This window comes from Methanocella sp. MCL-LM (genome assembly GCF_049676595.1).
GTDB lineage: Archaea > Halobacteriota > Methanocellia > Methanocellales > Methanocellaceae > Methanocella_A.
The window spans coordinates 1,915,583-1,934,648 of record NZ_CP187259.1; the positions used below are offsets into that span (position 1 = coordinate 1,915,583).

The following is a 19,066-nucleotide window of genomic DNA, read 5'->3' on the forward strand; positions in this document are numbered from 1 at the left end:
GTTAGACCCCCGGATGCTTGTTAAGCTCTTTAGCACTCTTGAATAAGTTAAGCTTATGCTTGCGGGCCATACTATCGATCACGCTTTCGAACAATCCTGACTCTGCATTATTGATCGTAGCATACTCGTGCGCCCGGTGGATAATGTCCGGGTAGCCCGGCCTGATGATACATTCTGCCCTGATGATGTCGGTAATCCTGTCCAGCATTCCTTCTTTGACACACCATACCGGCACTTCGACTTTACTGGGCAGGGCGCCGCTGGCGTTCAGGTAGAAGAACGCAATGCTGTCCCTGTGCTTGCCGTACCGGTCGAGCACAGACGGGTTGCCATTGCCCATCCTATCATCCCTGTCGCATAGAAAAGCCCTGGTCCGGTCGCCCCAGTTTAAGGTTTCCCTGATCACGAAGGCATCTGTAAGGTTGCTGGTCGGGGTGAGCTTGAAGAATAGCCGCATCATGGTGATCAGGTCCTGGCTCATGGACATGTCAGTGTATGCCACGACAGGCGAGCTTGTGCGCTCGGAAGCCTCCATTACTCGCCCGATCGCATCGACATACCTTGTCTGGTCTTTGTCGTCCATCTGGGTGATGAAAGACAGGACCAGCGAGCCGTCCATGAATACCAGGTTACCGGGATGTGTCTCGGTGAATGCCACAATCTGCTCACACTCCATCTCGAACCGCTTGAGGGATACGGGTGACTGAGCATATGCGTAGCCGCCAGATTCCTTGAGCTCCGCAGGGGTCATCAGCTTCAGTGTCGACGTGGTCGAGTAGCTGTTTTTGCCGGTGTGGCCGTTCATGACTGTGCAGGCCTGGGCCAGGCCTACTGGCATCGATAAGGTCGGGGATGGGAAAATCTGGCTGCCGTCAACTGCTGCAAGGGTTGTACCTTTCAGTGTCTCCAGTGCCCAGTCAGTCGCCTGCTGGCGAGAGTTAAACTTTGGCATGAAGTGCCTGACGAGAGCGCCTTCTTCCAGCACTTTACAGCCAGAGTATTTTCGGAGGGAGCTATTTACGGAAGCGTCGAGACTGTCTATCAGCGGCAGCTTCGCCCGGTACTCCTCGCTGACCGATTTCACCTCGCCGTCGAACCCTATAAATTCCTCTCCGGCCTCGGATATCTCCTGCATAAGCAGCTTAAGGTCCAGCAACCGAAGACCTCCTGACTGTGCTTTCGCCGTTGACTTTCTCGATCTCGATGACGTTCTCCAGGTTGGCGTTGAACGTATCATCGTGAGAGATGACTACCATCTGCCGGAAGTCCTTGATCCGCGTGATCTCCTGGGCCAGGTTGTTGCGCCGGCGCTCGTCCATATTTTGCGTCGGTTCGTCCAGGAATACGACGTCGCTGTTTGTCAGGATCTTCAGGATGGCCAGGCGTACCGCGAGGGCTGCGCTCATCTGCTCTCCGCCGGAGAGCTGCTTGAACGATCGTTCCCTGCCATCTTCGATCATGATGATGTCGTAGTCGGCGGTCCACCTGATCTCCAGGCGGCGGTCCCCGGCGATTTCGCAGTACATCTTCGTCGCCTCCTTCGAGATCAGTTCGATGTACAGCTGGACGATTTCCGGGCCGGCACTCTTGATAATGTTCCTCGATATGTCCACGAACCTCATGTATTCGTTCTCTTCGGCCTGGGCTTTCTCGATCTCTTTGATCTTGATCAGGTCTTCCTCGATCTTGCGGATTTCATCTGCGACAGTCTTAGCCCGCCGGGTCATCTCCTCTACTTTAGCTGCAGTAGAAGCGACCTCCCGGTTCAGTAATTCGCAGCCCGATTTGGTCTGGAGATGAGTATCCTTATCGTACAGTGCCCGCTTTTCTGATAGCTGCTTTTCGAGCGCGGAGAGTTCGCCCTGGCATTTGTCCAGCGCGGCAGTGGCCTTATCCAGCTTTTGCTGTAAAACAGTTTTCTGTCCTGCGACCTTGATATTCTGCTGGTAAGCCTCGTAGGCCGGCTTGAAGCTGGCAATGTCTTTATTTGCCTGCTCTATCTCCTTCTGGACGTGCTCGTACTGCTTGAGACTGGTAAACTTTTCCATCAACTCCGCGTTGCGGGCTTCGAGCTCCTTTGCGAGCTTCGCTTTCTCATCCTGGGCAGCAGTTTTCTTCTTTACCTGCTCCTGGAGCATGCTCAAAGCGAGCTTTGGATTCTTCAATTCTCTTAGCTGATTATCGATAGTTGTAGCCTGCGCTTCCAGCACCCGCTTCTCGTCGTCTATCCGCCGGGTCTGGTTTGCGAAGTAGTCTGTAAAGTCTGTTACGGCACTGCATTCTACGCCCATCAGAATCGGGCACAGGTTGCCTTTGCTGCCCCTGGCTTTGTTTACCCTTTCCCGGACCTGGGCCAGCTCGATGTCCTTCGCCTGGATCATCGACCGGGTCTTGTGCTTTTCTTCCTCCAGCTTTTCCTGGGCTATAGATCTTTCGGTCAACGCCGGGATTTCTTTTTCCGCAGCCTCAATATCTGCCAGTGCCTTATCCGATGCAGCGGCTTTAGTGCGCAGTTCTGTGACTTTGATCGAAGTAGTGTTTATGATTGTCAGGAGGCCGTCTCGCTCAAGGCGCTGTTTCTCCAGCTTCTCCTTATCGGTGTTTTTCGCTAGGAACGCATCATAGCCCGGTTTACTATCCGCCAGTTTCTTTTCCGCGGCTTCGCAGGCCTGGAGCTGAGTCATAACGTCTGCAACTTCCCGGCGGGCGTTGGCTGTCTCTGCGGTCTTCAGCTTAAACCGGGAGTCGAGCTCCTGCACGCTTTTCTCGAGGGCGTCGAGGCTCTCCTTTACCGCTGTTGTCTCAGCGAGCTTCAGGCGTTTTTCAGCCAGCGTGCCGGCAAGTGTTACGCTTTCCGCTGCCAGGATTTTTTGTTCATCTTTCAGCGGCTCGAGCCTGATCGTCTTACCTTCGAGGAACTTTTTATCGTTCTCCAGCCTGTCGATCCGGTCTTTGACGAGGTTTTTCAGCGAAAGCAGGTTCTTGAAGGCTATGTTGAACTCGTCGATGTGGAGCAGCGGGTCGAAAATGGTCTTACGCTTGGTGGCGCTCTCCAGGAACTCTGAAACGAACGTGCCCTGCAGAACCCCGATTGCGTTCTCGAACATCGACTGGAGGCCATCGAGATCGGCTACTCTGTAGCCCAGCACTTCGCACAGCCTGTCCCCTACATCTTCCTTACCTTCGAACTTCTGCCCGAGGGAGTCGGTGATCGAATACGCCTGGGATGCTCCGCACTTGCGTGCGATCAAGTACCGGAGGCCGTCGCTCCCCTCTATTTCGACGATAATCTCTCCAGTTTTCTCGCCTTTTCTGACGAACTCCGCCTGGGTGTAAGGTAAGCAGTCAAAGAGGGCGTAGCCGATTGCTTCCAGCACGGTGGACTTGCCTGATCCGTTCAGGCCCGAGATACCTGTGATGCCTTCGGGGAGCTCTATTTCGGCTTCCTTGTAGCTCTTGATGTTTTTGAGGGAGACTCTTCTGATGATCATGGCATCTTACCTCCGCTCCAGAACTGATCCAGCGTCCTGCTTTGGACGAGCGGCGTAGGTGGGGTTTCGACTTTGACTTCTGCCGGCTTCTGTCGGGCTTTCTTCTTCGGTGCCGGGGGCTTTTCCTCTACAGGCCCGGTCGACTCTTCTACCATTGGCACAGGCACCGGCTTCTTCTCCTCGACTGCAGGCCTGGGCGATACCGGCGCTTTCCCGGCTTTGATGTCCTCGAACGCCCTGCGGAGTGTCCTGTCCAGTGTTTCCGGATCAGCTTCTTTAATGGCCAGATCTTTGATCTCCGAGAGGGCGCAGGCGAAGTATCCTGCGTAGGGGGCGAGCATGCTGTCTGTGGAAGCGAGCCGGCTCAGCACTTCTCTCTCGATGGCCAGCCGGTCAAAGTTGCCGGCTTCGATACCTGCGATGCAGACCTCGTCGTTGGTCAGGTCAAACCGGGCGTCCACGTACAGCGGGTCGAGCTTTTCCGCTGCCAGAGCTTTGACGCTGTCGAGGTCGAGGTGAGCTTTATCGAAGTTCAGGCAGCCCCGGAAGAGAATGTGGACGACCGGCTGCTGATCAGGCCTGCCTGTTGCAGCGAGTCTTTTCTCGACCTCCGCCATCAGCGATGCCGCGTTCAGGTGATCGTCAGTGCGTATCGTGATCGGCAGGAACTTTCTTCGGGGGATATCTTTCAAGGCGGCTTTGCCGTCGACGATGTGGTAGTAGCCCTTTGGCTCTCCCACTTCCGCGATAGAACAGGTGTCAGGGCTGCCGGGATTGAACACCCAGCTGTCGATCTCGTAGGCGCAGTGGTAGTGGCCGAGGGCCAGGTAGTCGACTGCGTCCTTCAGCTTATAGATGTCCTCATACGAGGTTTCGCCGATGATGTTGCCCTTCATCTGGCCTTCGATGCCGGTGTGCATCATCAGTACTGTGAATTGAGGCTTATCAGTTGAATTGATCTCGGTAATTCTTCTGGCGATGTCCGGGATGATCCTCGATGTCGATGCGCCAGCGTAGCACATGCCAAAGATGCGGGTGCCCCCGATATCGACGTAGTCATCCACCAGTCCCTCGGGCGAGGGCTTGATCAGCTTGAGGAGGCCCTGGCTTTCCAGCGCTTCCAGCCAGGACATGCCATCCCTTATGAAAGCCCGGTCGTGGTTGCCTTCGATAGCAATACAGGGGATACCGGCGTCTTTGAGAAGTGTGAGTATATGGTGTGCCTGGAAATACGTGGGAGCGTTGATGTTCCGGCTGTGAAAAAGGTCTCCGGCGATGAGGAGGAACTCTGCCCGGGCTTCGATCGCCTGCTGTGCGACCGCTTTGAACGATCGCCCGAAGTCCCTGAACCGCTCGTCCAGGTCGTACTGGCGGTAGCCGAGGTGTAGGTCAGCGGTGTGTATGAAGTTCATAGGACACCTTGTGATTATGGGGCAGGCATATATTAACCGTAACTGGTATGCAGCCTGAAAATATTCAGTCGTCACTCTGTACTGGCTGCAGCTTTGTCTCTAAATATTCAAGGCGCTCTTTCATGACCCTGATTTCGTAAACGAGCTTTTCGTTGCTGAACAGCTTTGACTCGCCCTCTATTGCACCGGTACGTACGGCTACTTCCGACAGGCTTTTCATAGCTCTCCTGACGGCTCTTTCGTCAAGACCGCCAGCCTTTATCCTCGTTTCCAGGCCGTTGACCCGCTTCTCGAGCGTCTTCAGGTCGTGCAGCAGGTTTTCGCCTCCGAGGATGCCTTCGAGCTTCATCAGCGCTTTTGAGACTTCTTTGCCGCGCTTGGTGAGCTTGACGTGTTTGACCCTGCCTTCGGCGACGAACTCGACCAGGCCGCAGGCCTCCATATCGGAAAGGATGTTAGTAGTGTGGGCAAAAGTCGTGTCGGCTTCTTTCATTAGTGTGGAGACGTAAGGCTTCTCTACCCGGGAGATAGCGAGGAAGATCAGACAGGGCTTTTTCTGCATGAACATTTGTTTGAGGTCTTTGACTTCCTTCTCCATGCTTTCGCCTCAAATCAGGCAGGCACAGCGGTCTTTGCCGCAAGCCCATTCCAGGAATTGTTTTGACGGGTACTGGTGTAGCGCCGCTGCAACGATGTAGCCCTCACCGATCTTTTTGGAGATGAGCACAGGCTTGTTTTCCTCTCTGGCCATTACGACGTTGCCGTCCCATTCGGTAAAGTAGCCGTCGCAGTCCAGCTTGCCTGGCGATATAAACGATGCTGCCGGGTCTGCGGGGTCTGCGAGGGTGACGTCCACTGCCTTGAACTTCATGTGGTACGAGAGCTTCATTGGCAGCCAGTCGTACGTGTAGTCGTCGAGCATAGCTCCGAAGACGAGGAGCACACCGCCCCGCTCCACGAACTGCTTTATCTTGTCGGCGTTTCTCTCGATGGCCGAAGTGATCTTGTAGTACTTGGGGTCGGCGAAGCCCGACGGTATAATAAGCAGTTTGCACGGCATGCAGAAAGGCGATCCGAACGCTCCGGGCGTAACCTGGTGGCAGGTGAACCCCAGCTCTTCGAATGCCTGGCTGAAGGCGTTACCGCGGTCCGATACGAAAAGGGCATCCGTCATCTTCTGTAAGTCTCGGATGCATCCTATTTAAGCGTGTTGTCTACTGGGGCTGGCCTGCCTCGTAATTTGCTGGATGCCGTCTGCCATATCCTTTCGACTCCATTAAATGTCGCCCGTATAATACCGACCGATATTACAGTTATCACTTATACCACAACGGTTAATATTAACTGTATAATATACTCGTAATTATGTTCACATGCCCTACCTGCGGCAGCCCTGATTGTGTCAAGCCCATGGCTGAGATTCTCGCCGAATCCTCGTCGCTGTACGTGCCATGCAGCACCTGTGTCGCCGATCAGCCGCTGGATAAAATGGCTCCCTTCCGGGGGCTGGGCATTACCGCCGGTCCGGATGCGGGTCGATGCCCTGCGTGCGGCAGGAGGCATTTAGACATAGTCATGGCGCAGGTTCTGGACCTGCTGATCGATTCCGGCCTGAAGCCCGGCAATGCTGCCCTGAAGGATGTGGGGACTCCGCTGGTAGCCCTGGGTGTTGACCTGATCGACCCGCCGAGGCTGGGGAAGAAGGATGTGGTCCTCGTCCTCGACGAGATCGATCGTAAGACTGCAGAATATGTCCTGGCAAAGGTCCCCGAGATCAAGGGTGTCATCCGGAGGCATGGGGGGCCGGGAAAAAGCGTCGGGCTGCCGGATACCGGCGAGGAGCCGCACCTGTATGATCTGCTGGCAGGCTGCGATGTCCGGGGAGATGTATTAAATTCCCTGGTAGGCGATTTCTGCTTCTACCGCCGCCAGTCCGTGATGCATGTAGAGTACTGGCGAAACAATTCTGTGAAGATCAAAGTGCTGGAAAAGATGTTTCTCCAGGGCGATCTGGCAGGTAAAACCGTCGTGGACGGTATGGCAAGCGCGGGCACACTCGGGCTCATGGCGGCCGCTGCCGGTGCCGAGAAGGTAATCCTTAACGATGCGTGGCTGCCGGCAGTGGAAAGCATCCTCCTGAACATCGAGGCAAACCGGGAACTGCTGGGAGTCGGTCTTGAGCGGCTACGCTCTCTTTCGGGCCTGCCCGTCATCGGCGGCGAGCCTGAGCTGATCGCCAGAGCTTCGGGCAGCGTCGAGCTGGAGGTCTATCACGGGGACGTCAGGAAGCTCGCAGGAGTCGTAAAGTCCTGCGACGTCTGCATCATAGACCCGTTTCCGGGTATGCCGTCGGATGACTTCGTCCGGCACTGGCAGGGGATTACAAAAGACCGGGTAGTTACTCTTTAAATCGGGCGAGTCGGGCGATCTGGCGTATCAGTTATATACGTTTGCCGGTATTGCATCCTATCGAGGTATATTCATGGTTAAGGTCATAGGTATCTGCGGCAGCCCCCGGATGCGGGGTAATACCGAGTATCTCATCAACGAGGCGCTCGATACACTCAAGGCTGAGGGTATCGAGGTAGAACTTATAAGGCTGGCTGAGAAGACGGTCGCTCCTTGCGAGGCTTGCGAAGCCTGTAAAGCTCTTATGGACTGTCAGATAGCAGACGATTTCCAGGAGATCTTCGCAAAGATGGAAGAGGCCGACGGGATCATCGTGGGCAGCCCTGTTTACTTCGGCTCGGCGACCCCGCAGATGATGGCGCTGCTGGACCGTGCGGGTTACGTGGCTCTCAAGAAGAACCGGTCGCTGGAGAGAAAAGTCGGCGCATCCATCGCCGTAGCCCGCAGGGCCGGAGCTAACTTCACGTTTGCGCAGCTGAACTATTTCTTCTTCATCAACGGCATGATCGTGCCCGGCTCGACCTACTGGAACGTAGGCTACGGCAGAGCGCTGGAAGAAGTTAAAAGTGATGAGGAAGGCCTGCGGACGGTCCGCAATCTGGCAGTAAACATGGCGTGGCTGCTAAAGAAGATTCACGGCTAACCAGCCGTTGTTTTGTTTTTCAGTTCGGCGGCGGCCGCTTACTGGGCGGCAGCCGGGGCACCGGCCTCTACTTTTACGGCCAAGCCTCTGCTCATGACTCCGAACAGCATGATCATGAAGCCATTAGTGGCCATTAGCAGGCTCAGCAGGGCAGTTTCTATGGCGATGCTCTCTATGCCGAGGATTCCGGTGTACGACAGGCCTGTGATAAGCAGAAACATCAAGCCTACGGTCATCACTGCGGCACCCAGAATCTGAAACATCCCGAACTTGCTCATGTACTTCTTCCTCCAATATTGTCCGTACACTATGTACGTAGAGAGATAGTACTTGCTAATTTAAAAATGTTTTATTACCATTGTATAATTACTTATATGCCAAAATAATATTTTATATACGTAAATACGAGGTAACGTAAACGTGCTGGCAACAGGGTTTTCATTCTGACTAAAGGCTAAATATCTTAAGCAGTATACCGGTATGCAGATATGTTAATAACTACAGTCGTAGGCAGCTACCCCACGGGAATCACGGTGCGCACCGAGGACGATGCCAGGCGGGCCATCGAGATCGCGGTAAACGACCAGATCAAGGCAGGTATCTCTGTGATCTCCGACGGCCAGGTACGCTCCGATATGGTGGGAATATTCGCGCTCAACATGCGTGGCTACAGAAACGAAAGCGGCAGATACCACATTGCAGGCCGCATCGAATCGCCGGACACCCCTGCTACGGTCCAGGACTACCTGTACGCTAAAAAGGTGGCGGGCAGCAAAGCCGTAGTCAAGGGCATCGTGACGGGCCCGACGACTATGGCCAAAAGCTCGGTAGTAGATAAGACTTCGCCGTACAAGTCCACTTCAGATCCGGAATTGATCTACGATCTGGCCTATGCCCAGGCATCGGAAGTCCGGGCGCTCGCGAAGGCCGGAGCCGACATCATCCAGATCGACGAGCCTTTCTTCAGTGTTGACGCAGATCTCGAGACCGGCATCAAAGCGGTGAACATAGTAGCCAAAGCCGCCGAAACCCCCGTCATGCACGTGTGCGGGGATATCAGGCCGATCTTTAAGAAGCTGCTGGAAGCCAACGTCCGGGTACTCGACCACGAGTTCGCGATCTCTAAGAACCTCGAAGCCATGGACCGGGAACTCATCGAGGCGCACGGCAAGATCATCGGCTACGGCTGCCTGGATACCAAATCGGACACCGTCGAGAGTGCGGAAGCCGTCGAAGCAAACATCCGCAAGGCTATCGAGAAGATCGGGAAGAAGAACCTGTGGATCGACCCTGACTGCGGAATGCGAATGCGCACCAAAGAAGCGGCTTATGCCAAGCTGAGCCACATGGTCGAGGCAGTCAGAAAGATCGGTTGAAGAGTATATTTTAGGTGAAGCCAGCGGCTACTCAAGGGAACATTTATCTAGCTCTTACTCCTATCTACCTCTAGTTCAACACATGCCCGGAAATCCGGGCTATCGTAATAGACACGTCAGCAATGAATTTGTGGGTGTTAAACTATGGTAGATGGAGCTATTAATCCCGCAGCCGCACCTGTGCCTCCTATGGGCGCACCGGCGAAGAACCCGATCGTATCGGCAATCGTATCGCTAATTATCCCCGGCGTGGGACAGATCATCAACGGCCAGATGAAGAAAGGTATCATCTTTTTAGTCGGATATATCGTATTCTGGATAGTTATCTTTTTCCTTGCCTTCTTCGGCACGTTCTTCCTGGCAATTATCACGGCGCCGCTGGGTGGTATTGGCGGATGCTTATGCTGTATGGGGTACGTACTTCCGCTTCTTGTTAACCTCTACGCAGCCTACGACGCGTACAAGACGGCCAACGATATCAACGCGGGTATCCTGGTCACCGACTGGATGTCCTGAGCAGGAACTAAGCGGCCTTCAGGCCGCATCTTCTTTTATAGAAATTTTTATGGGCTGGCAAAGCATTATTCTAAAAAATATCGAGGCACCGGCGCCAGTGCGGCGAATAGCGGGAGCTCGGTAGTATATATTGGTGGTATCCAAAACATGTCCAACGGAATAGTTAACATAAAAGAGCCGATCGTATCGGCTGTAATCTCGTTCCTGATCCCCGGCACAGGCCAGATGTACAATAATCAGGTCAAGAAGGGTATCGTGGTGCTTCTGGGTTACATCTTCATGTGGATCGCTGTTTACGTCCTTTACTTCGTGGGTGGCTTAGGCCTGACCTTACTCACCGCAGGGATAGGATCACTGGCGCTACTCTGCTGTTTCCCCATGCTGTTCCTGCCCTTGCTTATCAATGTATGGGCAGCCTATGATGCCTTCAAGACTTCCAAGCGTATCAACACTGGCGAAGTTATCCGGGACTGGTTCTCCTGAGCCCTTCGGGCTCCTATTTTTTCTTGCCAATATCTACCCGGATGTCGGGTTTTTTCCAGATAACTTTTTAACCGCGAACTGCTATCATCTTAACCAGTTCGAGGGGGAATATCCAGTATGAAATGTTATAATCATAGTACTAATGAGGCAGCCGGCACCTGTACCCAGTGTGGAAAAGCGCTGTGCCCGGAGTGCATGCTTAACGTCGGCGGGAAAATTACCTGCAAGGAATGCGCGGCCAAAATGGCGGAACGCCCCGCCTGCGCTCCTCCGCGGAAGGACCCGTTTTTAGCTGCAGTACTGTCGCTCATTGGCGGGCTCTTCACCGGCAGCCTATTATTTAGTTTAGGGCAGCTATACAACGGCCAGGTTAAAAAATTTATCATTCTCACGCTGGCTAACATTTTCATAGGGGCAATTGTAGCAGCCCTGTACCTTCTGGGAAGCTTCGCTACCATCGGAGTCGGATTCGTGTGCTGCCTGCCGGTCTTCCTGCTGCCTGTAATCCTCTACATCTACGAAGTGTACGACGCTTACGTATCTGCAGTGCAGATTAATAATGGCGAGCTTGTCCGGGACTGGCTGGACTAATTTATATTTTCAGACTCTTCAGACTGGTTAAGGCTGCCAAGGTAGAACACGCAGCCTTTATCTATTTATCCTCTGTATTGTTAATCAGCTGCTTATTTCACAACATGCGGTGGGATTACTATGAAGTGTTATTTACACGGCGATCGGGATGCGACAGGCACCTGCACCCGGTGCGGAAGGGCACTTTGCCCGGACTGTACAATGACTGTCAATGGAAATGTGGTATGCAGGCAGTGTACCGAGCAGATGGCGAGCAGCGCAGCTACTGTCCAGGTCGTAAACCGGAAAGAGCCTATCTTGTCCGTAGTGTTATCGTTCCTCGTACCCGGCCTTGGCCAGATCTACAATGGGCATGTCAAGAAAGGCATAGTTTTACTGATCGGCTATTTCCTCCTGTGCTGGACCTGTCTGGTGCCGCTGGTGATATGGCTATATGGCATGTACGACGGCTACAAGGTGGCTGAGGCGATCAACAGAGGAGAATACCAGCAGGACTGGTTCTCGTAAAAGAAAGATAAGAACGGTGTGGTGGGATACTTTTGACGAAGTGCTATATGCATAGTGAAGCCGACTCTGTCGGAGTCTGTACCCGGTGCGGGAAAAATGTCTGTGCCCAGTGCAGTATCGAACTCAACGGAAAGCTGGTCTGTAAAACCTGCGCGGAGGGCATGATAGCCTCGAGCCAGACCCCTCCTCCGGCACAGCCGTACGTCGCTCAGCCTTACGCTGCTCAGCCTTACGCTGCTCAGCCCGGCGTCGTGGTCGTGAAGCATAAAGAGCCGATTCTGTCGGCTATCCTGTCGTTGTTCATCCCCGGCCTCGGCCAGGTCTACAACGGCCAGGTGATGAAAGGCATCATCATACTCGCACTGTACGTGGGACTCTGGGCAGTCTCGGGCATGCTGATGTTTGTCCTGATCGGCTTCTGCACGATGCTGCTGCCCGTAGTACTATGGCTCTACGCCATTTACGATGCCTATGTGGTAGCAGGAAGAATCAACAGGGGTGAGAGGGTTTAGTTAGCCCTCTTTCTCTTATTTTTTTTAAAACTTTTCGGACAGTTCATATGTCTGGATGTTCGCCTTTTGAACGCCTGCATATGCAGGCGTTCTGGAAGGCGATTCGTGGACGAACGCTGCGCTGTGCCAGGATCACAGATTCCGACAGATTGCACAGATTGCACAGATACTATGTGATAAAAATGCTTGCCTATCGATCAGTTTTTCCGATAACCATCTGTGTAATCCGTGGCATCTGTAACAATCTGTGATCCTGGCACAGCGCAGCGATCGTGTGCATTCACGGCTCATAAGCAACATCTTACAAGTATCTGAGTAATAAGTGTTATGTACCGCGCAGCGTTCGCGTTCCTTCACGGGTTCACAAGTAAAGTCTTGGCTTTTGCGTCAACCGATCTTCTCAAGTTTTCAGGTTCTTGCCGCTCTCGAACATCTTGATGGTGGCGATGAAACAGACGATAAACACTGCTATGCTTGCTATCAGGCAGTAGTAGGGGTTAGTCCGCATGTACCCGATCATCGAGTACCGGAACCCGTCGATGACGTAGGTCAGCGGATCTAGATAGGAGATCAGCCTTAGCCAGTCGCCGGGCACCATGTCGATGGAGAAGAAGACGCCGCCTAAAAATAGCAGCGGGCTCAGGATGTAGCTCATTACGTTGCCTACGTCCTCGATGTTCTTGGACCACTGGCCGAACATCACGCCGATGGTGGCGAAGATCGCCGAGGTGAAGATGAGGAACAGGATGAATAGCAGGATGTCGTGGAGCCAGATCCCGAAGAGCATCATGGTCACGGCCGCGATGATCAGGCCCATGAACAAGCCTCGGGCCATGCCGCCGAGCACGTAGGCTATCACCATGGTGGAGTAGTGCATCGGAGTGGTCAGGGGGTCTTCGAGGTACTGGTTTTCCCTGGATATGTAGATCGAGTAAGCGGGGTTGATGTAAGCGTGGATGATCACCTGCATCATCACCAGGCCGGGCAGCATGAACTCGATGTAGGAGTGCCCGCCCATAGGGGGTATGCTCGATCCGAGCGCATACCCGAACGCGAAGATGTACAGGAAGGTCGAAACCAGGCTGGGCAGTACTGTCCGGTTAGGCTTTCTGGCAAACCGGATGATCTCTCGCTTCATCATTGCATACAGGGCAATAAGTTGCCTACTCACGCAGCTCACGCCCTGTCAGCTTAATGAAGACGTCTTCCAGGCTCGCTTCCGTGATGTGCATCGACTTGACCGACATTCCCGAAGTCCTGAGCAGGTCGAGGATTTTCACGGCAGCGGTGTTAGGGTCAGTCACTCTGACGCTGAGCATTCCATCCTTCCACCAGACCCTCCTTACTTCGGGAATGGTTTTCAGGTCGGGCGGGGTTCCGCCGGAAAAGGCGATCTCGATCAGGTTATCGCTGCCCGAGGACTGAATTAGCTCTTCTGGCGAGCCCATGGCGATGATCTTGCCATGGTCCATGATCGCCACCCTGGTGCACAAGTTTTCGGCCTCCTCGATGTAGTGGGTGGTCAGGATGATCGTCGTACCCTCAGCGTTCAGCTTTTTAAACATCTCCCACAGCGATCGCCGGAGCTGAACGTCGACTCCGGTAGTGGGCTCGTCGAGGAACAGCACCCGGGGCTTCTGCATAAGCGCCCTGCCGATCAGCAGGCGCCTTTTCATGCCACCTGAGAGCTTGGTACACGCCGTATTTGCTTTATCCTTGATCTCCAGGAACTCCAGCAGCTCGTCGGCCCTCGCTTCCCGTTCTCTTCGCCCGATGCCAAAATAGCCAGCGTGGTAAGTGAGAATATCTTTCGTGGTCAGGTTTTCGTCGAAGTTGAACTCCTGGGGCACGACGCCAATAAGTTCCCTGGAGGCGTACCTGTCCCTGACGACGTCCCGGTCAAAAATCCTGGCCGAGCCACTGGTAGGCGTACACAGCCCCACCAGGGTCCGAATAAGCGTGGTCTTACCTGCGCCGTTTGGCCCAAGCAGCCCGAAAAATTCTCCCTTTCTGATCTCCAGGTCGACGTGATCTACGGCTACGAGCTTGTCAAAACACTTGGTCAGGCCCCGTATGATGATCGCATCTTCTTCAGGCACTGCGACACAGCCCTACAATTTCATGGCTTCAGCGGGGCTCATGCCGTTGTGTACTACTCCACAGATGCGCCTGACCATGAGGACCGGGTTATCGTGCATGAAGACGTTTCTGCCGATGGCCACACCGGCTGCGCCTGCGTCCATCGCTCCCCGGATTTTTTCGAGGAGTTCCAGGTCCGTGCTGGTCCTCATGCCTCCGGCGATGATCACAGGTACCGGACAACCCTTGACAACTTCCTTAAAGTTGTCCTGGTCGCCCGTATAATTGGTCTTGATGACGTCTGCACCCATCTCTGCCCCGACCCGGCAGGCGTGTGCGATCAGATCTGGAGCGAACTGGTTATGGATGTTCTTGCCCCGGGGGTACATCATCGCGAGCAGTGGCAGGCCTAGATCCTCGCACTGGCTGGAAGTTTCTCCGAAGTTCCCTAGCATCTCTGCCTCTTTTTCCGAGCCCACGTTTACGTGGATGCTGACCGCGTCGGCGCCCAGCTTCAGCGCCTCCAGCGGGGTGGTGATAGAAATTTTATAGTCCGGGTCCACGCTGAGATTGGTGCTGGCCGAAAGGTGCACGATCAGCCCTGTAGTCCTGGTACACTGGGAATAGCACTGCTTGACGATGCCCTTGTGCATGATCACAGCGTTCGCACCACCCTCGATGGCCGCAGTTGCGGATTCCTTGATGCTCGCCAGGCCTGTGACTGGCCCGAGCGTGATACCGTGGTCCATGGGCACCATTACTGTCTTACCGGTGCGCCGGTTGAAAATGCGGTTCATCCTGATGGTCTTACCTGTGTTCATTGTTGCACCTTTAGTCCGAAAGAGGTTCTTAGATACAGGTTTTTTAGCGAAAATGAACTTAAATTCAATTGATATTTGCGGTTATCCTACTAAACGTTTTCCCCGGAACAATCATACCGGCTTAGAACAGGGTTATCGTTAGCCTTTCGCCAGCCGGCTATATTCAGAAATAGCGCTGATAGGTAGCCCCTTAGCGGGTTGTGGCACCAGGCCACTGCTACCGAATATCTGCGGTGGCCTATATGCCTGCTTACCTTGCCGGGGCGAAAAATGAACTAATGGGCCTTTTTGCCTGTTATCTCTTTAGCTTCCAGCTTGTAGAGCGTTAATGGTATGTTTGATGCAGACAGGTAATCGATCCCTTTCTTAGACCATGGCACCCGCAGTAAAGCCGTAATGCCGAGCTTATCCTTGACCGCCGTGGACATCGCCACGTTCATCGTGTTGCGCTCCTCGCTGTCGGTCACTTCGATGAGCCTGCCTTTGAGGATCACGCTTTTGTAGTCGCCAAGATCTTTGCTGGCCCAATCCACTTCTACCGTCACGTTCGGATCCCTGCTCAGCAGGTCCATCTTTTTGCCCGTCGTGGTCAGGTGGAAGTACATGGTATCCCCAAAATAGTAGTACTCCATGGGCAGCGTATACGGGTACGGCTGGTCGTTGAACGTCATCCGGCACAGCAGCTGGCTGTTGAGCAGATCGTCCATTTCGCGGTGTGACATGTCCGGTAAATCGAACCGCTTGATCTCGTAATCCCTCTTTATCTGTTCCTGCACTGCAAACACCAAATAAATATTAGCTTTCAAATAAATAAATACGATGCACGCAGTTGCCGGAGATTGGGTGCTTGGACGTGTTATCGGAATCTCAAAGGCCCGGCAGTTGTGGCGAAAGGCTGATGCGTGTTGCATAATTCAGTTTTTCAACTCTGGACCCGGCCGTTGCAGATCGGGCGACTCAACAGTACGATCGCTGCGCTGTGCCAGGATCACAGATTCCGACAGATTGCACCGATTGCACAGATGATCGTAGAATAAAAGTGGTTGACGGTAAATCCATTTGTCATCGATTAGTATCTGTGTAATCTGTGGCATCTGTCGGAATCTGTGTTTCTGGCACAGCGCAGCGATCGTCTGCACATCGCCTCAAGAACGCCTGCTAAAGCAGGCGTTCAAAAGGCGAACATGAAAATAAGAATTATGCAACACAGTAACAGGCTGACAGCATTAGAAATCTGAAAAAGGGGCGAACACTGCTCTGCCCGGCGGAGCCGGCTCTCATTCCCCAGTATCTGACTGGGACTCGTCGTAGTTGGCCCGGGCGTACTCTTCCCTGCGGCGGTCTGCCCTGCGGTTAAAATCTTCTACCCGGTCCGGGTTCTGGCTACTCTGCTCTTTGTTCAGCCGCCTGTCCCGCTCGATGTCTTCCGCAGCGACATCCTCTACCCTTCGCTTTTGTTCGGCCATGAATAATCAGGTGGATATATGGAGCCCGGGAAGAATAATCATCCCCCGCAATCCGGCGATATCGAGTCACTAACCATTTACCTGTGCTGCGCGTGCTTCAGGCCTTCGTTGAACAGCGTCAGCATATGCTCGTCATCGAGGGAGTAGATCGCCGATTTGCCCTCTTTCCGGAACTTGACCAGCCGCATCGCCTTAAGAATCCTGAGCTGGTGAGAGATGGCAGAGTTTTCCATGTTCAGGGCGCAGGCGATGTCGCAGACGCACATTTCGCCGGCTGACAGGGCATTGATGATGCGCAGCCTCGTCGGGTCGCCCATGACTTTAAAAATGTCTGACAGGCGCTGTACCGTGTCCTCGTCTATCGCCCTGGCCCGGGCTTTGCTGACTGAGCCTTCGTGAACCTGCGTCGCCTCGCAGGAATCATAACTATCCGCGGTTTCAGGACGGCCTGCCATCGAGTATCAACGGAGTATCCCTCTGGCGGGGGATAAATCTTTTCGTGGCCAGAGTTCTGGTCGACATTACCCGCCGGACATCCAGGCATATGTCATATAATCTGTCGTATCAAACGATCTTAAAGTACTCGCAGAGCTTCCACCGAACCGCCATCGGCAGGTAAAACAACTTGACGTGCAGAGGCGAGTCCTCCAGGCCGTCGATGAACTCCCTGTTTTTGATCAACAGGTCGCCCAGCTCCAGCTGGTAGTACCTCGCGTGGTAGATCATGATGAATACCAGTCCTGCTGCCAGCAGTCCAATTACTACGTCCAGGGGTACGGGCATGTGGAGTAAATTACCGGCTACGAGGCCCCCGATGACCAGGGTGTTAAAGGTGTAGAGTGGAATCGCCAGCAGAGTAGTCTTAAAATGGTACCTGTTGTAGAACCCGGTGGTCATGGCCACGTACCAGAGCAGGAATGCAAGCAGAGCCACTTGCAGGGCCAGTATGTTAAACAGGACCCCGATCCCGAAGATGATTATAAGCGGGAGCTTGATCAGCCTGCCTATCATTTCATTTTTCAGGTCGATGCCGGGTTTCTCCGGAATTTCCTCGGAGCTGACCTTCAGGCCTTCTTTCCCGTACTCGATCTTTACGTCCTGCAGGTAGTACCGCTTGACTTTGCGGCTGCCTTCGGCCTCCCACCTGCCTTCGACGATGCCTTCTTCTTCCATCGCCTTCAGCCTGCGCACCACGAAGGGCTCGCTCAGCTCCATCTCCTGCGCCAGCTCCCGTGGATAGTACGGTCTGACTTTGAGCCTGTCCAGTATCTTCAGGTTGGACTCGTTGTTCAGCAGCCGGGCGACATCTTTCGCGGGCATTAAGGGCCAATATTCAGAGCAAGCATAAATAGCTTGCCGGGCAGAAGCGGCCGGGTCAGCTATATAAATACTATTCCTGTCGGCGGACATACTTTTGCCTCTCTCCGGCCTTAAGCGACAAATTTATCCGCAAGTATTTAAGCCATCGGTATTTACCTCTCTATCGTAAAAACGAGGTATATCAATGATTCGAATCTTAGATGCAACCGTCGGGTTTCTGTTTACCGTGCTGCTCTCCCTGGGGGCGATCATAGCATTGTTTATGCTGCCGCCTGTGGGAATCCTGCTCTTCTACTTCCTGTACAAGTATATGGGCTGGGAGTTCAAGCATCTAAAAAAGCCCTCCGAAGAATAATTTTTCATCCGTTTTTAATAACCAGTGTTATAATATCTAATTTTATCACGCAATCAAAGCTTGCCGTATTTACCATTTGCAGTCAATGTTTTACCGCCTTCGGTCAAAACTTTTCTTAAATATTTTAGCGTCAGAGATATACTCGCCCCTACATGCGGGGCGAGGTGACATCACGATTACGACTAAAGGTCTGACAAAGACATACGACGGAGTTCATGGCATCAAAAACATAGACCTGAGCATTCGGTCCGGCTCTTGCTTCGGCTTCATCGGAGCAAACGGAGCGGGCAAGACTACGACGATAAAAATACTTGTAGGCCTGCTCAAGCCACAGGCCGGCACAGCAATAGTCAGCGGCTACGATCTGCGGGCGGAGCCGGAGAAGGTCCGGAAGATCGTCGGGTACCTCCCCGATACCTACGGGCTGTACGACTACCTGAGCGGATATGATGTAGTTGACTATACTGCAAGGCTACATGGCTTCGAGCGAAGCGAGCGGAAAGAGATCGTCGAATTCCTGCTGAAGAAGCTGGACCTTTTCGAGGCCAGGAATGTCAAAGTTGGCAAGTACTCAAAGGGTATGCGGCAAAAAGTGGCACTGGCCCGGGCACTGGTCAACGATCCGGATGTCTTGTTCCTCGACGAGCCTACTTCCGGGCTGGACCCGGTAGCTGCCCGGGGCATTGAGGATCTGATTAAGAGCCTCACACGCGACGGAAAGACGATCTTCATCACTTCCCACGTGCTTCCGGAGGTCGAGAAAGTGTGCGATAGCCTCGCGATCATAAAAAATGGCACGATAAGGGCATCGGGCAGTATGGACGACATGCGGCGGAAATTCTACGCGCCTGCCATTCGGATCAAGGTGTCAGGGTCGGCAGCAGGCGCCCACAAGGCGCTGGCAGTGCTGGGCGGGCTGGGTAAGGCAGAACTTGCCGATGGCTACATCTGTATCCCGGGCGACCGGGATGCTCTGGCACCGGAGATCAACCGCCGGCTGGCATCCGCCGGCATCAGCATCACGGAAATGTCCGGCAACAGCCAGAGCCTCGAAGACGTATACTTCAAGGTCATGGGGGAATAAG

General features: G+C 53.8%; 23 protein-coding genes. 10 read left to right on the forward strand and 13 right to left on the reverse strand.

All coding sequences use genetic code 11. The features are described from left to right. Window position 1 precedes the first annotated feature (1 nt). From ACPLPM_RS09855 to ACPLPM_RS09875, 5 genes are all read right to left on the reverse strand, one after another. Window positions 2–1,156 (reverse strand): DNA double-strand break repair nuclease NurA, encoded by a 1,155-nt coding sequence (locus ACPLPM_RS09855; protein WP_424356612.1) that lies wholly within the window; start codon window positions 1,154–1,156, stop codon window positions 2–4. Beyond that, window positions 1,143–3,491, reverse strand: a complete 2,349-nt coding sequence (locus ACPLPM_RS09860; RefSeq protein WP_424356613.1) for an AAA family ATPase — start codon at window positions 3,489–3,491, stop codon at window positions 1,143–1,145. Before ACPLPM_RS09860 ends, ACPLPM_RS09855 begins: the two co-directional genes overlap by 14 nt. After that, window positions 3,488–4,903, reverse strand: coding sequence for a metallophosphoesterase (locus ACPLPM_RS09865; RefSeq protein WP_424356614.1), 1,416 nt, complete (start codon window positions 4,901–4,903; stop codon window positions 3,488–3,490). Before ACPLPM_RS09865 ends, ACPLPM_RS09860 begins: the two co-directional genes overlap by 4 nt. Before the next feature lie 64 nt (window positions 4,904–4,967). Then, complete coding sequence (locus ACPLPM_RS09870; protein WP_424356615.1) at window positions 4,968–5,501, reverse strand: hypothetical protein; 534 nt, start codon at window positions 5,499–5,501, stop codon at window positions 4,968–4,970. A gap of 9 nt (window positions 5,502–5,510) precedes the next feature. After that, window positions 5,511–6,077, reverse strand: coding sequence for a hypothetical protein (locus ACPLPM_RS09875; RefSeq protein WP_424356616.1), 567 nt, complete (start codon window positions 6,075–6,077; stop codon window positions 5,511–5,513). 191 nt (window positions 6,078–6,268) lie between these two features. On the opposite strand from ACPLPM_RS09875, the gene ACPLPM_RS09880 reads away from it, so the two are divergent. Then, the gene (locus tag ACPLPM_RS09880) at window positions 6,269–7,312 is read left to right on the forward strand and encodes a hypothetical protein (protein ID WP_424356617.1); all 1,044 of its coding nucleotides are present in this window, start codon (window positions 6,269–6,271) and stop codon (window positions 7,310–7,312) included. Window positions 7,313–7,385: 73 nt separating this feature from the next. Continuing rightward, a complete protein-coding gene (locus ACPLPM_RS09885) occupies window positions 7,386–7,955 on the forward strand; it encodes a flavodoxin family protein (RefSeq protein WP_424356618.1) in 570 nt (189 codons plus the stop codon). 38 nt (window positions 7,956–7,993) lie between these two features. Here the strand turns inward: ACPLPM_RS09885 and ACPLPM_RS09890 are convergent, their stop codons facing one another. After that, window positions 7,994–8,263 (reverse strand): hypothetical protein, encoded by a 270-nt coding sequence (locus ACPLPM_RS09890; protein WP_424356619.1) that lies wholly within the window; start codon window positions 8,261–8,263, stop codon window positions 7,994–7,996. Window positions 8,264–8,443: 180 nt separating this feature from the next. On the opposite strand from ACPLPM_RS09890, the gene ACPLPM_RS09895 reads away from it, so the two are divergent. The 6 genes from ACPLPM_RS09895 to ACPLPM_RS09920 all read left to right on the forward strand — a co-directional run bounded on the left by ACPLPM_RS09895 (window position 8,444) and on the right by ACPLPM_RS09920 (window position 11,940). Next, window positions 8,444–9,331, forward strand: coding sequence for a methionine synthase (locus ACPLPM_RS09895; protein ID WP_424356620.1), 888 nt, complete (start codon window positions 8,444–8,446; stop codon window positions 9,329–9,331). Between the two features lie 144 nt (window positions 9,332–9,475). Then, the gene (locus tag ACPLPM_RS09900) at window positions 9,476–9,847 is read left to right on the forward strand and encodes a hypothetical protein (RefSeq protein WP_424356621.1); all 372 of its coding nucleotides are present in this window, start codon (window positions 9,476–9,478) and stop codon (window positions 9,845–9,847) included. A 147-nt stretch (window positions 9,848–9,994) separates the two neighbouring features. Then, on the forward strand, window positions 9,995–10,330 hold the full coding sequence (locus tag ACPLPM_RS09905) for a hypothetical protein (protein ID WP_424356622.1): 336 nt from the start codon (window positions 9,995–9,997) through the stop codon (window positions 10,328–10,330). A gap of 117 nt (window positions 10,331–10,447) precedes the next feature. After that, window positions 10,448–10,921: a hypothetical protein gene (locus ACPLPM_RS09910; protein WP_424356623.1), complete on the forward strand. Its 474-nt coding sequence runs from the start codon at window positions 10,448–10,450 to the stop codon at window positions 10,919–10,921. A gap of 120 nt (window positions 10,922–11,041) precedes the next feature. Continuing rightward, the gene (locus tag ACPLPM_RS09915; RefSeq protein WP_424356624.1) at window positions 11,042–11,428 is read left to right on the forward strand and encodes a hypothetical protein; all 387 of its coding nucleotides are present in this window, start codon (window positions 11,042–11,044) and stop codon (window positions 11,426–11,428) included. A 32-nt stretch (window positions 11,429–11,460) separates the two neighbouring features. Beyond that, window positions 11,461–11,940 carry a hypothetical protein gene (locus ACPLPM_RS09920; protein WP_424356625.1) on the forward strand — a complete coding sequence of 160 codons (480 nt, stop codon included), beginning with the start codon at window positions 11,461–11,463 and terminating at the stop codon, window positions 11,938–11,940. Between the two features lie 400 nt (window positions 11,941–12,340). On the opposite strand, the gene ACPLPM_RS09925 is transcribed toward ACPLPM_RS09920, so the two are convergent. The 7 genes from ACPLPM_RS09925 to ACPLPM_RS09955 form a co-directional block, all read right to left on the reverse strand. Further along, a complete protein-coding gene (locus ACPLPM_RS09925) occupies window positions 12,341–13,111 on the reverse strand; it encodes an ABC transporter permease (RefSeq protein ID WP_424356626.1) in 771 nt (256 codons plus the stop codon). Next, a complete protein-coding gene (locus ACPLPM_RS09930) occupies window positions 13,104–14,039 on the reverse strand; it encodes an ATP-binding cassette domain-containing protein (protein ID WP_424356627.1) in 936 nt (311 codons plus the stop codon). The genes ACPLPM_RS09925 and ACPLPM_RS09930 overlap by 8 nt, the downstream gene beginning before the upstream one ends. A gap of 12 nt (window positions 14,040–14,051) precedes the next feature. After that, window positions 14,052–14,840 (reverse strand): 2-amino-3,7-dideoxy-D-threo-hept-6-ulosonate synthase, encoded by a 789-nt coding sequence (locus tag ACPLPM_RS09935; protein WP_424356628.1) that lies wholly within the window; start codon window positions 14,838–14,840, stop codon window positions 14,052–14,054. Between the two features lie 275 nt (window positions 14,841–15,115). Continuing rightward, the gene (locus ACPLPM_RS09940) at window positions 15,116–15,616 is read right to left on the reverse strand and encodes a pyridoxamine 5'-phosphate oxidase family protein (RefSeq protein ID WP_424356629.1); all 501 of its coding nucleotides are present in this window, start codon (window positions 15,614–15,616) and stop codon (window positions 15,116–15,118) included. A 501-nt stretch (window positions 15,617–16,117) separates the two neighbouring features. After that, a complete protein-coding gene (locus ACPLPM_RS09945) occupies window positions 16,118–16,306 on the reverse strand; it encodes a hypothetical protein (RefSeq protein WP_424356630.1) in 189 nt (62 codons plus the stop codon). Window positions 16,307–16,383: 77 nt separating this feature from the next. Then, on the reverse strand, window positions 16,384–16,761 hold the full coding sequence (locus tag ACPLPM_RS09950; protein ID WP_424356631.1) for an ArsR/SmtB family transcription factor: 378 nt from the start codon (window positions 16,759–16,761) through the stop codon (window positions 16,384–16,386). Between the two features lie 109 nt (window positions 16,762–16,870). Further along, the gene (locus ACPLPM_RS09955) at window positions 16,871–17,626 is read right to left on the reverse strand and encodes an ArsR/SmtB family transcription factor (protein WP_424356632.1); all 756 of its coding nucleotides are present in this window, start codon (window positions 17,624–17,626) and stop codon (window positions 16,871–16,873) included. Window positions 17,627–17,810: 184 nt separating this feature from the next. On the opposite strand from ACPLPM_RS09955, the gene ACPLPM_RS09960 reads away from it, so the two are divergent. Both ACPLPM_RS09960 and ACPLPM_RS09965 read left to right on the forward strand, forming a co-directional pair. Next, window positions 17,811–17,981 (forward strand): hypothetical protein, encoded by a 171-nt coding sequence (locus ACPLPM_RS09960; RefSeq protein WP_424356633.1) that lies wholly within the window; start codon window positions 17,811–17,813, stop codon window positions 17,979–17,981. An 85-nt stretch (window positions 17,982–18,066) separates the two neighbouring features. Then, window positions 18,067–19,065 carry an ABC transporter ATP-binding protein gene (locus ACPLPM_RS09965; protein WP_424359964.1) on the forward strand — a complete coding sequence of 333 codons (999 nt, stop codon included), beginning with the start codon at window positions 18,067–18,069 and terminating at the stop codon, window positions 19,063–19,065. Window position 19,066: the final 1 nt, after the last annotated feature.